Genomic DNA, 15,833 nt, shown 5'->3' on the forward strand with positions numbered 1-15,833 from the left:
ACATGCTGCCATCTGCAGATTCAATGGGAACACCGCCTAGAATATCCGATACGGTCCATCTTTGATTATCTTAATCCTCATTTCTTTCTCATTGACTGCCATAATCATAATCCCTCATTACCTCTTATAATATGCAGTACTGGATGTTTAGTCTGACTATTCTTTCTTCGTTTTTGCCTGTCCCGTACCAGCTACTAGAACCTGGAAGATCGCTATCCAGGATACAATATCCGAGGGAATAGAATATATTTTTAGTTCTTTATCTCATCTATTCAACAACAGATTGTTTATTCCAGCAAGACCAGGTCCAGTTAAATAAAATCCTTTCATGTTTTTTCAAGCTCAATGTGAATAAATTAAATTAATCTGAAACTTCCCTCCACGCCCGCATGCTGCGGAGCAGTAGATATCGGGTAGTCACTGGTAAAAAAGAAGCAAAGGTCAAACAAAAACTTTCACAGGTATCTATAATGTCAAACGAAATAATTGTAAAAGGTAATCCTAACATCCGTAATATTGCTCTGACCTTTGATGATGGCCCAGGCAGAATAACCCCATATATTCTTGACGTGCTTCGAAAGTATGGAGCCAAAGCTACATTTTTTTTCCTTGGTTACTGTATTGACAAAAGTATTGTTGCTCAGGATTATACGGGCAGATATGTAACAGGTAGCGAAATTGTCAAACGTGCAAATGATGACGGCCATCTCATATCCGTTCATTCTTATGATCATCTAGCTCTTCCCAGACTTACTGATGAAGAAATTCTTAATAATGAATTGTCCAGAACCAAAAATATAATTACTAATTTGATAGGAAAAACTCCTGTATACTTTCGTCCTCCCTATGGCAGTATTGACGATAGAGTAAATAACATTGCAAAAGCACTTGACCTCAAAATCGTTTTATGGAGCTGTCGCTCAGCAGATAGTTCAACTGAACCTGCTGTTATTCTTGACGGACCTCTTATTTACACGTATGGACCAGTAGATCTTTACAACAACATAATGAGAACTACTGAAAACGGATCAATTATTTTATGTCATGATGGGCACAGTGGAACTCGTGAAGCAAACTTTGGGATTGTATCGGCTTTAGACAGAGCGATCCCTGAATTACAGCAAAAAAGATTCAATTTTGTAACGGTAGAAGACTTATTGGTAACTGGAAATTACGTAATTCAAACTTGACTCTTGTAGAAGGCATCAATGTCTAAAAAAGGATTTACATCTTCAGACTTTCAGTAAATTACCATGTATGCATACCCATTTCTTTCTTCATAACCAGAAAGGATTTTCTGTATTTTGTTCTACAATGTATTTTGTTCTACAATATTACTGATCTTTGTGCTTGCTTAACTTTTCAGTCCACAGGAAACAGTGATGAGCCTTCTACATCATTCGGGTCCCCATGATATTCCCGATAAACCACATACTTGCCATTTGCCTTTTTTATGCACCTGGCTCCAAGCCCATTCTTCTTCCACATAGCTTTGCGCTTTTCTGCATCTGATTTACAAACACTTGAATAGCTGAATTCGTCAAGCATGAAGGTTTTGCCATTAAATTTTCTAAAGGTCTTTTGCATTGTAATCAGTCCTGAAAAATTATCCCAAACTTGCAGACTACACAGAACCGTTTAAGAGATATGTTTATACATTGTCAGAATTGGCTCCCAAAGCAATAAATACTGCATTGCAGCTTCTTTCTTACGTCCTAATTCTTCGAGGAGAACTCTATAATTCCAATGTATATCTGTATCTTCGGGGTCAGTTTCTAGAGCAAGTTTATACTGTACTTCAGCTTCCTCCATGCGATTCATTTTGCTCAGCAGAAGTCCGTAATTATAATGTGTTACTGGATTTTTTTGGTACTCTATTTTATAGACATATTATACTTTTACAAAACACAGTTTTTGACTTTCAGAATGGGATTTGATAGTTTAAATACCCGGTAACATCCGGCAAGCTACCAATATTTATATAAAAATCTCATAATAATTGTCTTATAAGTCATTTTTCCCAGAGCTCGTATTTAGTGATTCAAGGTTAAATTGCAAGCGTAGCAAAATGGTTGGGTGCTAAACGCTGAGACAATAACCAGAACCAGTTCAATGATTGCGGGAGCATTGAAAATATCAATGAGATTCTAAGAATCCAGCTAAAAAGATAGCTACTACTAAAAAGATAGCTGCTGATTTTGCAGGCTTAAAGGAGACGATCATCATAGCAGGAGACACAGACTTATTTTCACAGTATCAGATGGGCGATCTCACGCTGCCAAACCGCATAGTGATGGCGCCAATGACCCGAAACCGCGCAGGTGATGCCGACGTTCCTGTCTCACTGACGGTCACTTATTATGTACAGCGAGCCTCAGCCAGCATGATTATCACCGAGGGCTCGCAGGTTAGTCCGCAGGGGGTAGGCTATGTGCATACACCGGGCATATACTCTGCGGCACAGGTCGCCGGCTGGAAGAAGGTAACGGATGCTGTCCACCAGGCTGGCGGCAGGATTTTCATCCAGCTTTGGCACGTAGGAAGGATTTCCCATCCTGAATTACTGGGTGGCGCTTTACCAGTCGCACCATCCGCGCTACCAGTCGAAGGTTTTACCCATACACCCGGTGGAAAAAAGCCAATTCCTGTTCCCAGGGTCCTGAATACCGACGAGGTTCCGGACATCGTCAAGCAGTTCCGGCAGGCAGCAGAGAACGCAAAAACCGCAGGTTTCGATGGTGTAGAAATCCATGGAGCCAATGGCTATCTGCTGGATCAATTTCTGCGGAGTGGGTCCAACAAGCGAACCGATAAATACGGAGGCAGTCTTGAGAACCGAGCCCGTCTGCCGCTTGAGGTCACGAAAGCCGTCATCGAGGTATGGGGCGGCGACCGTGTCGGTTACCGAATCTCTCCGCATAATACTGAGCATTCTATGTCAGATGCCAACCCCAGGGAGACCTTTTCTTATTTCACCAGAGAGCTAAACACAACGGGTCTGAGCTACCTTCATTTAATCGAACCAATCGGAGGTCGGTCTGGGTTCGTGCCACCCAAGGCACGGTTTGGGCCGATCCTGCGCAAAATATTCGAAAGGACGTTTATACTGAACGGTGGCTATGGCCTCCACAGCGGGAATGAAGCCATTGCCAGGGGCGAGGCCGACCTGATCGCCTTCGGAGTGCCATTCCTGGCCAATCCTGACCTGCCAGAGCGCTTCAGGCAGAATGCCCCGCTGAACGAGCCGGACGTGGCCACCTTCTATGTGGGCAGTGCGAAAGGCTACACGGACTATCCGACTCTGGCCCATAGATGATGTGATTCAGAATCTTTGCACATATTTTTTAAATATACAATTAATTATACAGAAAAATGAGTATATTATGGTGAGCATATAAATGGGGTGTGAAATGAAAGGCAACAGGGATCATAAGAAAAACTACCAATCGAGGTGCACTCATTATAGCCGGAGGACACAGTGCACCCGCTCACGTCACGAAGCGGATAATGTAGTTAGAGAGTATAGGGAGGATAAGCGATGGAAATTCTTAGACATCAGCATGAAGCTAAGTCCGTTCATAGGGACACCAACTTGGAGAACAAAAGTCAGATCATAAAGGAGAAGATCGTGGCAGAAGATATAACCCTCACCGCAGCTCAGCTAATTGTCCAGTGCCTCGAGAACGAGGGCGTAGAGTATATTTTTGGGCTACCAGGCGAGGAGAACATCAGGCTTATCGATGCCATGAAGGACTCGACTATTCGCTTCATCGTGGTGCGTCATGAACAGGGCGCGTCTTTCATGGCCGATATCTATGGCCGCGTCACGGGCAAAGCGGGAGTTTGTATATCCACGTTGGGACCGGGTGCGATTAATCTGCTTTTAGGAACCGCCGATGCCTTCACAGACAGCACTCCCTTAGTGGCAATCAGCGCCCAAGTCGGTCTCAACCGCATCCATAAGGAGACACATCAGGTTATAGATCTGCTGAACATGTTCAAACCGGTTACTAAATGGGCCGGAATGATTGTCAGTTCCGCTGCCATACCCGAGATGGTGCGGGAAGCGTTCGAAAAAGCCAAAACTGAAAGGCCGGGTGCCGTTTATCTTTGCGTTCCTGAGGATGTAGAGGCGATTTCGGGCCTCACCGGCTTGCGTCCGCTTTCTCAGTCCTACGAAGCAGACAGTATGCCAGGTTCCTCACAGATTGCGCACGCTGCGCACGTCCTGCAAGCAGCGACCAAACCGATCATTCTTGCAGGTCACGGAGCAGTGCGAGACCATGCTGGAGATGCGCTTGTCCGATTTTCCGAACGCCTTCGGATCCCAGTCGCAACTACGTTTATGGGCAAGGGTATTTTTCCTGATGATCATCCTAACTCCCTGGGTACCATGGGGTTCATGAAACACGACTATGTAAACTTTGGATTCGACGAAGCGGACGTGATAGTTTGTGTCGGCTACGACCTTCAGGAGTTTGATCCCGTCCGCATGAATCCCAATGCTGACAAGAAAATTCTGCACCTGCATCGATATCCGGCTGAGATCGACACTCACTATCCTGTCACCGTCAGCGTTGAGGGGAACATCTCAGCTGCGCTTGATGAGCTGGCCGCAATAGTAACTCCAAAAGAGGGTTTGGATGCCGCGGACCGGAAAATCCGAAATTTGCTCAAGGAAGAGCTCGAGTATGGAGCACATACTGATGCATATCCCGTCAAACCGCAGCGACTTGTATCCGATATCCGTGCGGTCATGGGGGAGTCGGACATAGCGCTGGTTGATACAGGCTCCCTGAAAATGTGGATGGCCCGCCTCTACCCGACGAATCAGCCGAATACTTGCGTGATCTCGAATGGTTTATCAACAATGGCATTTGCTGTGCCCGGTGCAATCGGCGCGAAGCTAGCTTATCCTGACCGGAAGGTGCTAGCCGTAACAGGTGATGGCAGTTTTCTGATGAATTCCCAAGAGTTGGAGACTGCGATACGTGAGCATATTCCATTCGTTGTACTTATCTGGGTTGACGGTGCCTATGGCCTGATCAAATGGAAAATGGACTTGGAACTGGGGCACCACTCCTTTGTCGATTTCGGTAACCCGGACTTTGTCAACTACGCTGAGAGCTTTGGGGCTAGGGGCTATTTCATTGAGGCTGCGGCTGACCTCTTACCAACGCTCAAGAAAGCCCTTTCCGAAGATGTGGTCTCAGTGGTCGTCTGTCCGGTCGACTATTCAGAGAATATAAAGCTCACCAACAAGCTGGGTCAGCTGATGCAGCCTATTTAATTTCGATCACAAAACGTGTGTAGTGTTCGTAGCATCTCGTTTCCGAACATCCTCCGAAGTCTCCATGAAGTTTTGAAGGAGAAAACACAGCCATGCTTTCAGAGGTACCAAGTAATTTGCAGGGTCTAACTTTGGAATGGCTTTCGCGATTATTGAACATTTATCCCAGTCCCAACAGACTACACCGAGCCACCGATAGGAGAGTTTATTTAGACGAGACTTTTATGCTCTGTTTTCTCCACGCTTTTAACAGGAAATGGTATCAGCTCATCGATGTCTAACTTAAACCCAGGGCAGCAATGAAGATTACATATCTAAATTAAAAATGGAGCTTCACCAAGGAAAATTAAAACAGAAAATGTATAAGATTTCTTGTGATTTAGTCTATCTGGAAAGTAAACAATTGCGTTTTGTAAAAGTTTCAATAAACTTTATTCCGTGTCAAAAAAAGAAATTTCCGTGTCTTTATGACACGGAATATTAATATTCAAATTTATTTTCTACTTATTTCTTTGGAGGCCAGTTCTTTTCCATAAATCCAGGCAGTCTTCCTGAATCCATTGGTCCCACAAGAATATTTGCACCGAGTTTGTCCTCAAGGTCGCCCTGTAGACGTGCAGCCAGACCCGGAATGATTACAGTATTGTGTGTAACATCCTTTTTGAGGTCAAATCCTGATTTATCAAATGCATCCTTTACTTTGTCCGCATTCAGCTGGCCACCGGCAACAGATGCTTCGACACCAATCCCATCGGTGTTAACCGCAAGCAGATAGCAGTCGATGTCGTTTGAGGAAAGGTCGCTCTCTACTGTGTAGTAAGTCAGAGCGAAGTTTGTGGTAAAGAGTACAGGTGAATCCGCTGTTGGGCTTCCTACCTTGTACATCTTTGAGTCCACAGCTACAGGAGTTCTCGGGTCAGTGTAGATTGTCTCGGCCAGGTGTACCTCAGGCAGTGTGGCATATGGCTCCATACTGTGGAGAATCATAATATCGCCATACCTGATTGTAAACACTGCAGCCATTGCAGTTTCCCAGTACGAGGCGCTGACAGGGTCCGAAATTCCAGCCATCCAGGCAGTAAACGGCAGAGCCATGATCGGGTATGCAATCTCTGTATCTCCCGTAATGCCTGCTCTCCTGATCTTCAGGAAGTTGGTAAAGGACTCCTTCATGCTTTTACCGGTTGGATATGTTCCTGGGTCAAGAACAATGTTCTTAATACCTGCCTCTGCAAATGTTTTTGCCAGAGTCTTGAGGGCATCAAGGTCATTAATTGCTGAAACCACCACAGGGACATTGTATTCAAGTGCTAGTTCTCCTACTTCCTTCCAGTTGTCCTTGTTTGCAGCGTATATCAGTGGGTTTTTATCCTTTGCCGCTTCAAGTCCTGCTTTCAGAACCGCAGGGTTAAATGAACAGAATATCATTGGCAATCCAACTTCTGCCACTTTCTTAACCGCTGCTGCGAACTTTTCTGGATCGTTTGATACTGACCTTATTGCGACACCGTCAAGGAGCAGGTGGTGCCCTACATAGAACTTCTTGAAGTTAGCAATATTATTAACTCTTTCAACAAGTGCGGCTTCTTCCATTGTGTCCGTCACATCGAAGAACATCTTCGTCTTGTTGAAGAAAGTCAACTTGTGACGGTAAAGTACATCGTCGCCCCCGATCTTGACTGCTCTTTCACCCACTCCGATTTCAACTTCTTGAATCTCAGGTGCAAGTAATCTGTCAAGTTCTGCAAGCTTCTTTGCAAACTTTTTCTCTTTAATCAACGGTGCGCAGTCTGTTGTTTTTCCTGACCTGTCTATGAGCTTTGAAGCAAATGCCATACATGTTGCTTCTCCACATTCTCCACAGTTGGTCTGGGGGAGGTATTTGTACGCTTCTAATGGGCTGTTTATCTTCATTTTTTACACCTCCGTTCCGATCCAGTTAGCAATATCAACCGGCTCTGCCTCAATTGAACCGAATAATGTCTGGGTAATCTGCTTCAGTACAGCAACTGATGTTGGGTGCATCATCATGAAGAGATCGTTTCCTGCAATTGCAAGTGACAGTCCTGTAATGATTTCCCATATAGGTCCTCTGTATTCTCTTGGTCCCCAGTCCGAATCTTCCTTCAGTGGTGAGCTCACCATCCATGACTCACGGGCACCCCATGCGTTTGTAGTACCAGAAGACATTGGGAAGGTCAGTTCATCGTCACCCATAAGTGCTGCAAGTCTTATACGCTCCATGTTGGTGTATGCGTAGTCTAGACCATAACCAAGTGCTGCAGTTGTTGGGTCCATGATGATCCTGTCTCTTGGGACATTGCACTGCTTCATGAGCTTCCTGTTAAGTTCCTTCTGTGAGTTCATATCAAGCTGAGTCCATGACAGAACATCGTGGTCATACTTTAATGCAGCTTCTGCAATCTTTGCGTAGTCAAGGTTCAGGCTAGCAGATGCAATAAGGCAGCGTTCTCCTTCTGCCACTTCTGCTGCCTTTGCAAGAACCTCCGGGTCTTTCTGTGGGTTCCCTGAACCGCCGATTGCGATTGGTACATCAACAGCCTGTAGTACTTCTTCCACCGTCTTTGCTGCTTCCTTTGCCGGTGTGTCCTTAATCAATGGGTCTGTTGAGATCAGGTGGATTGTGATCATATCTGCGTTGAACTTCTCCACGTTCTTCTTTGCCCATTCTCCAGGGCTGTCCATTACTTCATCATAGTTTACCTTGACGGCTTTTGCAAGCCCGATTCTCATGTCAAACACATCAATTGTAACCTGATTCCTGTTTGGCATTACGGCATCCGGGAAGAACGGCAGAGCTTTCTCTCCACCAAGCATGACCCTCTTTCCACGGCTTCCACCATCTGCAGATGTGTTGCCTATTGGTACTTCCTGAATCTGATTTGCCCATTCTGCAATGTTTTCAAAATCGAACTTGGCAGGAATGAGGTCCTTAAGTTTCGGTGCTGCCAGAGCAGGGGACACTGCAGGAGCAGCTGCTGGAACACCAGCTGGGGCACCAATGCCTACAGGTACTCCAAACATGCTAGCAAGTCTTGCGAAGTGCTGTGCGAGTACTGCATTCTCCTGTCCTAGAAGAGCAGCAAGCATCGGGTCAAAGCCGCCTCCGAGTCCACCGAGATCAAGCTCAATATCCCCTTCAATGGTTACACCTTCAAGGGCCAATATCTCCATGTCCTTGAACATGTTTGTCATTTCTGATAATTTAACTTTCTTTGCCATGTAAACCTCACCTTTTCCGTAAATTTTCCGTTTTGATGAGTTACTTAAATAAAGAAATAATACAGATTTTACTTCCAGATTCTTCTCTTATGGAAAGAAGAATTAGGGGCAGAAGTAAACTCTGCTCCATATTTCACATGATTTTGAATGTCATTTCAAGCCCTTAAAACGGGCAAAGAATCTATATCTTATTTCCTGAACGGTTTTTGCAATATCACAGGTTTAATAAGAAAACGGGATTATAATCCCAGTTTTTTTATAATATTTTCGATTTCTACTGCAGCAACCGAGTCGTCCGAAATTTGGAAGAGAGGTATGCCTTTTATATCCATTTCCTCTATTTTTGGGTCTAGTGGGATCATACCTATCATACTAAGTTTCAGATCCTCTGCCAGTTTGACAAGCTTTTCTCGGTTAGTATCTGTAACCTTATTTGCAATAACGTGAATTCTACCAATGTTTGAGTCCAGTTCATCCACAAGTTCATGAATTCTCTCAGCAGTTCTAAATCCCCTTCGAGAGGCGTCTGTTACGACAATCAGTTCATCTATATCCCGGATAATTTTCCTGCTGAAATGCTCAAGCCCTGCTTCTGCATCAATGATAACGATATCATAATTCGCTATCAGTTTATCCATGATGCCCCTGAGAAGGTTGTTTACATAACAGTAACATCCTGACCCTTCGGGCCTTCCCATTACCAGGAGGTCATAACCCGGCATTTCTTCGATGATCTCATAAATCTTGCTTTTAAGTACCGCCTCTTTATTCATGTCGGGATGTTCAGGCTTTGGTTTTGTGATTTCGGCCTGTAAATACTCCTTTGCATCTCCGATTGTTTTTACGTTCTCACAGCCAAGAGTCTCAGGAAGGTTAGTATCTGCATCTGCATCAACTGCCAATAAGAACTTCCCTTTTTTGGAAAGGGAGCGGATCAGAAGAGCCGCTACCGCTGTTTTACCAGTCCCACCTTTTCCCGTTATTGCAATTACTTTTGTCACAGAATACCCCATGGATTGTTTTTCGTTGTAGGCGATTACCTGTCGTCACCCAACTACGTTTATTCCTTCTTCTCGCTGACGATCATTTTGTCAATGGAGATCTTTGCATTCTTGAAAGTGATCTTTATTCCACCAGCTTTACCGGCAGGCATCATTGGCATTGAAGCCATTGCAGGCATCTGGAAACCTGCTGCAGGCATCATCATTGGAGCTGCTGCAACAGCTGTTTCCTCTTCTTCTTCCTCTTCTTCTTCCTCTTCCTCTTCTTCTGCAGCTGCCCAGTTAGCAACGACCGGGTGGTTCTTCTCCTGCAGGAAAGTCTTCAAGGACTCGATGTCAGTTGCATCGTTCTCAGTTGCGATCTTGTCTTTGATGTCTTCAGGAATGGTTTCTGCAATCTTTTCCTTGAGCATAGCAGGGAGCCAGACAACTCTGTTCCAGCCTCCATCCGCCTGGATGAACTTGGGTGAATAGAAGTAGTTGACCCCAATACCGAGGAAACCTACTATCTGCTTTCCGCCTCCTGTCTGACCGGCCATAGTTGAGAAACCAAGTCCATTTGGTGCCATTCCCTGGTATTCTCTGTTAACCCATCCGATACCGTCAACTTCAGGGATATAGAACCCGACTACTTCGAAGCAGCCACAAGAGGTGTGTGGTGAGTCGAAGAATGAGTGGAGTTTAATCTTGTCGAATTCACCACTTGAAAGTTTCTTTGCAATCTCATTTACACCTGAGTATTCACCTGTATTGTCATCGAGAACTTCACCCTTTTCAATTGCGAACTGTGGGCCTTCTGGGTCTACTTTTGCGGCTGCACGGCCGTCAAACCAGTTGATTGCACCACATAGTGAGATTCTGTCTGGAGAAACCACACATACGTTGGTTGGAGCAAAAGCCTGACATAGAGTACATCCATAGAAGACATCGACATCTTCATCGTGTAGGTCCTTTGTCCTTGCATCTCTTGCCTTGAAGATCTCCTTTGCCTCTACCATTTGCTTTTCGACTTCGGCCTCGTCGGTGTAGAAGGTCACCTGCATCTTCTCAATAAAAGGAAGCTCTGTCTTGAAGAGCATCATGACAGCTTTTCCGAAAGGTTCGAAGGAGTCCATCTTTGCAGCTGTGTCCTTTGACATTCTCATCCATACATCGTATCTCTGGTTCAGGTGCATAATGCCCTGGCAGTAGTTTACGAAGTCGTGGACACGCCTTTCGACGACAGACTCAAGGTCAGGCTCTACCAGTTCTCCGCCGATGTGGAAAATCATTGCCCAGGGATATGTTTTGCCCTCTTCCATTTCCTTTAGATCAGGACCGACGATCGTAACTTTGTCATCTTCGATCTCGTCCATGTCCTTTGCACGGACAAGTTCCAGACCCATGGATTTCGGGCCGCCGAGTTCAACAAACATTCCATCCTTTCTTACTCTTTCTCCTTCAAACATTGGAGAAATCTCAAATGGGAATTCTGCCATTATATTTTGCCTCCTAAATCAAAGTTATAATGCGTTAATAAGTTCATCCAGGGCAGCATAGTGGTCTGCCTTACTCAGGTTCCCGAAGGACATAGTTGCGTTCTGGATATAGCCTCTTTCAATCGCAATTGTTTTCAAGTTACTGAAGTTCTTTGCTGCGGACAGCACTTGGTTGATGTAGAATTTCTTGAATCCTATGGTTATGATCATGTCGTAATTTCCATTTCCGTCAAGACCGGGCCATTTTGGGTCGGTCAGGTAAAAACCGAGCATGTGAGCGTTGATGTATTTTGCATCTACATCTTTATCAGCAAGGACTGCCAAGGAACTCCCTGTTGCAGCAATAGGGATGTTTGCAGCCTTCGAAATTTTTACCACGCGGTCAAGGAGTTCGGGGTCGAGGGCCAGGGTTCCTACCATAAGGAGCGGTCTCTTTGCTTTTGAGATTATCTTTGCAGCCATTTCAGGAGATACGGCTTTTGAGGTATTCACCCCGTAGCTGGTAAAGAGCTTTGTGTTCTTGGTAGTGTCAACCATTTAATTCAGGCCTCCTTGCAGAGTCTTTTGAGGTTAGTGGGCTGTGCCGAGACGTCGAACTTGATCTTTGGACCGGAGATGATTTTCTTCCTCTTCCAATCAATTTCCCAGCCATGTTCTTTTTCTAGCTCCTTGAGGAGTGCCTCACGGGTAGCCAGCGGGAGGTCAGCTTCGGTTCTGACGAATTTCCACCAGTCTTCAGGTTCTTTTCCGCCAAGGTACTTCTTATGCAGTTCCATCCAGTGGGTCAGTTTAATAGCTCTACCCATGCTGTTGTCAGACGGACGGATGCAGGCTTTTGCCATCATCGGGATTGCTTCCTGCCAGGTCTCTGCCGTGGTCAGGAGGAACTCAGGTGCTGGCGGAATTGGCATTTCCTGACCATTTCTCGCATCGTAGACCTTCCACTTGTCTTCTTCATAGGTCTTGGCAATCAGGGCTCTCCTGTACTTAGAGGAGTGAGGACCAAGGACTGCAGGGATACCAAAAATATTACAGCCGGTACCTATTGAGGATGCTTTCTGGGAGAAGGCACCCCATGCGAGTCCACAGGCACCTACACGGTTCAGTATGTAATCTCCAATTTCGGCGAGGTTGCCTTCAAGAGTTCTCTGGGCAAAGATAGCTGCGACTTTCTCGGCTGCTCCAGTGATGTGGGCATTTGAGACACAGGATCCTATGTTGGCAAGCCCTCCACACTGGAATCCACCTGGGAACCTCTCATAGAGAGTCTTGCCATCGGCATCCTTGAACATACCAATGTCCATTGCTCCACAGCCTGTCGTAACTACGATGAAGTTCCTTTTCAGGAATTCTTCTGCGATGTAGTAAACGTCCTTGGTGCCTCCTGCATAATTCGGGCATCCGATGATTGCGATAATACCCGGTGTGGTACCCATGACAAGGTTAAGACCTTCTGCGCGTATTTCGGCATCAGATACCTGTCCTCTGCCGGCTCTCATCAAACCTTTTTCTTCAGCAATCTGCTTCTGGGCTATCTTCTCTATTACGTTAAGGATTGGAATTTCCTTCTTACAGACCTGTTCACAGCGGCGGCAACCAATGCATGTGTCATGGATCTCTTCAAAGTATGAGAAGTCTCCTTTCTTTGCAAATCCCATTGCTTCCGGAATATCGATCTCTTCAGGGCAGGCAAGCAGGCAGGCTCCACAGTCTGCGCATTTTGCAACCATATTTACGAGTTCTTCATCGGTTGGAAGTGCAGTGATACCGGCGGCATCACGGATTGGGGCCATTTCCATCGTAAGCCTGACGCAGAGTTCTCCTAGCTTGTCGTAGTCCAGCATTACACAGCCTGGAATCTTTCCGGACTTGAGTTCCTCCATGGTCTCGTCAACGTCGGCATCTGTCCTGTTCGGAAGTCCGTACATGATCTTGGGATTTGATGCAATGACCGGAATCTTGAGTTTCTGCGCTTCAGGTACAATATCACCGCGGACGCACTGTTCATCTACAACAATGACATCTGGCATTCCTGAACGGATTACCTTGAGTTCCTTGGACATGGAACCTATAACTTTTGCATATGGGGGCCTCCGATCGGCTTCCTTGTACCTTGTAAGGTCGATTGCAGTACAGCAGAGTCCAGCAATTTCCATCTTGTCGGTCAGGTTGTTGTCTTCCATGTAGTCCATCATGTAGGTGACACCGGCGACATTGTGTCCTATAACACATAGGAAAGGTTTGGACTTGTCAATGGTTCCCATTCCGATTTCAACTAAGGGAGCCTCTGGGTCAGCTTTCGGGAAATCATAGGCTGCGACCTGTACAATATCAGAAATTTCCATGCCTACGTGATCCAGGCTACCACTGAATAGGGCTTTTGAGTCGTAATCAATTTCTGCGGACTCCTGACCTGCATGGACAGTTGCAAGCAGCTGGGTCAGCTGTTCTTCAACATACTCCATTGCCGGCTTGACTTCCCCAAGGGTTTTGGGGCTAAGCCCAGTACTGATTGTAATGTTTGGGGTAAGCACATTGGATTGCCCAAGGGTGAGAGGTAAGTCTTCTCCATATTTTTCGATCAAGTGATCAAGCAGGTGGCGGCCATGAGCTGCATGGCAGGCAGTACCTGTAATTACACGGAGGAAGAATTCTCTCCCATTGTGGCCCTTCATGTCAATACCACAAGCACCTCTCTTGTTCCCTGAAAGATCACAGGGTCCATAGGTACAGTAGCAGCACTGATCACACATGGGGGTGATTACAGGCTCGTAACGGTCAAGTAGTTTGAAGTTCCAGTCATCCCTATAACCCTCAAGTCCTGGAAAAAGTGTGGGACCTGCGTTAACGAGCTCCTTTTCTTTTTCTTCAGCAGCCTCCTTTGCTGCCCCTACAATATTATTGATAGTGATCTGAACGGATTCTAGATCTTCTATAGAAAAACTCCCGGTAGTTAATTTACTCATTTTAGCTTTACCTCCTAAATACGCTTAAAGTCGCTTCATCAGACGATTGTATTTACGATATGTGGCATACCGATAATGATTGTCCAATTTATATTGACGTCTGCTTGAAAGTTCCAGCTATTTAAATGACATTTTTAGTAGGTCGTTTTTACTTTTTTATAGAAGTCACTCACTTATAATACAAAATAAAGTACAGTAAATTAAGCAGTTAAATCTTGAATTTTTAGAAAGTTTGAAGTTCACTGCTTTTGTTTTAAACATCAAGTGGGTAAGTTCTATAATGGTAAACCTTGTGATCTCAGAATAAAAGAGATCCTGGAGACTATCCGAAAAGTTCTATGAATGTTGTAAAATTTACAATTAGACAACTGTGTTTATTATCCGGAATCCGTTCATTTATGATCTGCTGATTGTAGAAGTTACAGTAGGTCACAGCACTTTTCAGATAAACTCTTAAATTACACATAAGCGACGTGTTATAAATAACTTCCATTTTTGTTTGGTATAAATATAAAAATAAAAATTAAGCAGTTAAAAGGTAAATTTGTAGAGAGTTAATAGTTTACCTTTTTTGTTTTAGATATCAAGCGGAAGCTATAAAACTGGGCAATTAGTGCTTATTATCCGGAATCTGTTCATTTGTGATCTGCCGATTATAAAAGTTATAGTAGGTCACAGAGCTTTTCAGACAAACTCTTACATTACACATAAGCGCGTAGTATATATAGCTTCTATTTTTGTTCGGCTAATATATATAATAGAAAAGTAAGCAGTTAAATTTTTGATTATTAAAGAGTTGGGGGAACACTGCTTTATTTAGACTTCAGGGTGAGTGTACTATAAGTAAATCTTGTGATTTCAGATAAAAGAGGTCTTAGAGGCTATCCAAAAAGTTTTACGCATGTTGTATAATTACAACTGGACAATTAGTGTTTATTATCCGGAATCCGTTCATTTGTGATCACTGATTGTAGAAGTTACAGCAGGTCACAGCACTTTTCGGATAGTCTCTAAATTACACATAAGCGACGTAGTATAAATAGTTTTCATTTCTATTAGGTTTTACTATACTAATAAAAGAATTCCTTTGTATAAATCCTGTGAACTCTTACGAATCGTTGGCCCGTGATGACGCATGGAAAACGGCAGCGTATACTCATTTTTGATATGAAAAGAACATAAAATTATTCGACTAAGAAGTAATACGAAAGTACAGTGATTAGCAGAACTTTTACGTTAAATCAAATATATAAGGCAGAAGATATCCGCAGGGTTGACTAATGTATAATGTATAAATTATAAAGTAAACGCCATACTTATAATCGCATTTTATATAATTACAAGTTTATTGCTTATGGTTTTGTAATTAAAATGCAGAATCCTAATTATTAATTCTGAACTTTTTAATTTATCAATATTTAAATTAATGTAGCGTTAGTTATTTATATAACATCTCATTTGCGTATTTTGACGGTAGATTGAGTTAAGTGGGTTTTCAATAATCTAAAAAGCTACTTCTTAAAAACTCAGATAAAGCCCGCTAAGTATTCTCGTAATTATTAACTTGTTCTTGGAAGAGCTTGAAGAATTCGTCTTTGCGACCGTCCTCATGTAGGGCAGAATGAGACTGCTGACAGAATAAAGTATCAGAAAACCTTCTGGAATGAGCTTCAATAGGCACGACAGAAGATTGTTGTTTTATTCCAATTATTTCGCTTTTAATTTCTTTTATTACAATGATCTATCGTACGGGTGACCACCATTTCACTTCAACTTCGAAATTGTTTCATTTTACAGAATCATTCTACATTATCACAATGAAGCTTAAATTTACTCAACATTTTCTCTTTTGCGT

General features: G+C 44.0%; 12 protein-coding genes. 3 read left to right on the plus strand and 9 right to left on the minus strand.

Annotation, left to right across the window (positions count from 1 at the left end; all coding sequences use genetic code 11):
* The first annotated feature begins 470 nt into the window (after positions 1 to 470).
* Positions 471 to 1,190: a polysaccharide deacetylase family protein gene (locus MSBRM_RS03320; RefSeq protein ID WP_048154531.1), complete on the plus strand. Its 720-nt coding sequence runs from the start codon at positions 471 to 473 to the stop codon at positions 1,188 to 1,190.
* A gap of 172 nt (positions 1,191 to 1,362) precedes the next feature.
* Here the strand turns inward: MSBRM_RS03320 and MSBRM_RS03325 are convergent, their stop codons facing one another.
* Both MSBRM_RS03325 and MSBRM_RS03330 read right to left on the minus strand, forming a co-directional pair.
* Positions 1,363 to 1,587 (minus strand): hypothetical protein, encoded by a 225-nt coding sequence (locus MSBRM_RS03325; RefSeq protein WP_048119851.1) that lies wholly within the window; start codon positions 1,585 to 1,587, stop codon positions 1,363 to 1,365.
* 51 nt (positions 1,588 to 1,638) lie between these two features.
* Positions 1,639 to 1,878 (minus strand): hypothetical protein, encoded by a 240-nt coding sequence (locus MSBRM_RS03330; RefSeq protein WP_255361884.1) that lies wholly within the window; start codon positions 1,876 to 1,878, stop codon positions 1,639 to 1,641.
* A 346-nt stretch (positions 1,879 to 2,224) separates the two neighbouring features.
* On the opposite strand from MSBRM_RS03330, the gene MSBRM_RS03335 reads away from it, so the two are divergent.
* Together MSBRM_RS03335 and MSBRM_RS03340 are read left to right on the plus strand one after the other, a co-directional pair.
* Positions 2,225 to 3,316 carry an alkene reductase gene (locus MSBRM_RS03335; protein WP_080943666.1) on the plus strand — a complete coding sequence of 364 codons (1,092 nt, stop codon included), beginning with the start codon at positions 2,225 to 2,227 and terminating at the stop codon, positions 3,314 to 3,316.
* Positions 3,317 to 3,538: 222 nt separating this feature from the next.
* Positions 3,539 to 5,290 (plus strand): acetolactate synthase large subunit, encoded by a 1,752-nt coding sequence (locus MSBRM_RS03340; protein ID WP_218104534.1) that lies wholly within the window; start codon positions 3,539 to 3,541, stop codon positions 5,288 to 5,290.
* On the opposite strand, the gene MSBRM_RS19985 is transcribed toward MSBRM_RS03340, so the two are convergent.
* The 7 genes from MSBRM_RS19985 to cdhA all read right to left on the minus strand — a co-directional run bounded on the left by MSBRM_RS19985 (position 5,283) and on the right by cdhA (position 13,978).
* A complete protein-coding gene (locus MSBRM_RS19985) occupies positions 5,283 to 5,450 on the minus strand; it encodes a hypothetical protein (RefSeq protein WP_155396493.1) in 168 nt (55 codons plus the stop codon). The genes MSBRM_RS03340 and MSBRM_RS19985 overlap by 8 nt on opposite strands.
* A gap of 344 nt (positions 5,451 to 5,794) precedes the next feature.
* Positions 5,795 to 7,204 carry an acetyl-CoA decarbonylase/synthase complex subunit gamma gene (acsC, locus tag MSBRM_RS03345; protein ID WP_048119848.1) on the minus strand — a complete coding sequence of 470 codons (1,410 nt, stop codon included), beginning with the start codon at positions 7,202 to 7,204 and terminating at the stop codon, positions 5,795 to 5,797.
* 3 nt (positions 7,205 to 7,207) lie between these two features.
* On the minus strand, positions 7,208 to 8,533 hold the full coding sequence (gene cdhD / locus MSBRM_RS03350; RefSeq protein ID WP_048119846.1) for a CO dehydrogenase/acetyl-CoA synthase subunit delta: 1,326 nt from the start codon (positions 8,531 to 8,533) through the stop codon (positions 7,208 to 7,210).
* Between the two features lie 239 nt (positions 8,534 to 8,772).
* Positions 8,773 to 9,534 carry an ATP-binding protein gene (locus MSBRM_RS03355; RefSeq protein WP_048119844.1) on the minus strand — a complete coding sequence of 254 codons (762 nt, stop codon included), beginning with the start codon at positions 9,532 to 9,534 and terminating at the stop codon, positions 8,773 to 8,775.
* A gap of 59 nt (positions 9,535 to 9,593) precedes the next feature.
* Complete coding sequence (gene cdhC / locus MSBRM_RS03360; protein ID WP_048154539.1) at positions 9,594 to 11,012, minus strand: CO dehydrogenase/CO-methylating acetyl-CoA synthase complex subunit beta; 1,419 nt, start codon at positions 11,010 to 11,012, stop codon at positions 9,594 to 9,596.
* A 24-nt stretch (positions 11,013 to 11,036) separates the two neighbouring features.
* Complete coding sequence (cdhB, locus tag MSBRM_RS03365; protein WP_048119842.1) at positions 11,037 to 11,549, minus strand: CO dehydrogenase/acetyl-CoA synthase complex subunit epsilon; 513 nt, start codon at positions 11,547 to 11,549, stop codon at positions 11,037 to 11,039.
* A 5-nt stretch (positions 11,550 to 11,554) separates the two neighbouring features.
* On the minus strand, positions 11,555 to 13,978 hold the full coding sequence (cdhA, locus tag MSBRM_RS03370; RefSeq protein ID WP_048119840.1) for a CO dehydrogenase/acetyl-CoA synthase complex subunit alpha: 2,424 nt from the start codon (positions 13,976 to 13,978) through the stop codon (positions 11,555 to 11,557).
* Between the last annotated feature and the right edge of the window lie 1,855 nt (positions 13,979 to 15,833).

It is taken from the genome of Methanosarcina barkeri MS, assembly GCF_000970025.1.
Classification (GTDB): domain Archaea; phylum Halobacteriota; class Methanosarcinia; order Methanosarcinales; family Methanosarcinaceae; genus Methanosarcina; species Methanosarcina barkeri.

Bases quoted from the DNA above. Each gene is read 5' to 3' on its own strand.
- MSBRM_RS03320 (WP_048154531.1), top strand. From the start codon at position 471: ATGTCAAACGAAATAATTGTAAAAGGTAATCCTAACATCCGTAATATT.
- MSBRM_RS03325 (WP_048119851.1), bottom strand. From the start codon at position 1,587: ATGCAAAAGACCTTTAGAAAATTTAATGGCAAAACCTTCATGCTTGAC.
- MSBRM_RS03340 (WP_218104534.1), top strand. From the start codon at position 3,539: ATGGAAATTCTTAGACATCAGCATGAAGCTAAGTCCGTTCATAGGGAC.
- MSBRM_RS19985 (WP_155396493.1), bottom strand. From the start codon at position 5,450: ATGTTCAATAATCGCGAAAGCCATTCCAAAGTTAGACCCTGCAAATTA.
- acsC (WP_048119848.1), bottom strand. From the start codon at position 7,204: ATGAAGATAAACAGCCCATTAGAAGCGTACAAATACCTCCCCCAGACC.
- cdhD (WP_048119846.1), bottom strand. From the start codon at position 8,533: ATGGCAAAGAAAGTTAAATTATCAGAAATGACAAACATGTTCAAGGAC.
- cdhC (WP_048154539.1), bottom strand. From the start codon at position 11,012: ATGGCAGAATTCCCATTTGAGATTTCTCCAATGTTTGAAGGAGAAAGA.
- cdhB (WP_048119842.1), bottom strand. From the start codon at position 11,549: ATGGTTGACACTACCAAGAACACAAAGCTCTTTACCAGCTACGGGGTG.
- cdhA (WP_048119840.1), bottom strand. From the start codon at position 13,978: ATGAGTAAATTAACTACCGGGAGTTTTTCTATAGAAGATCTAGAATCC.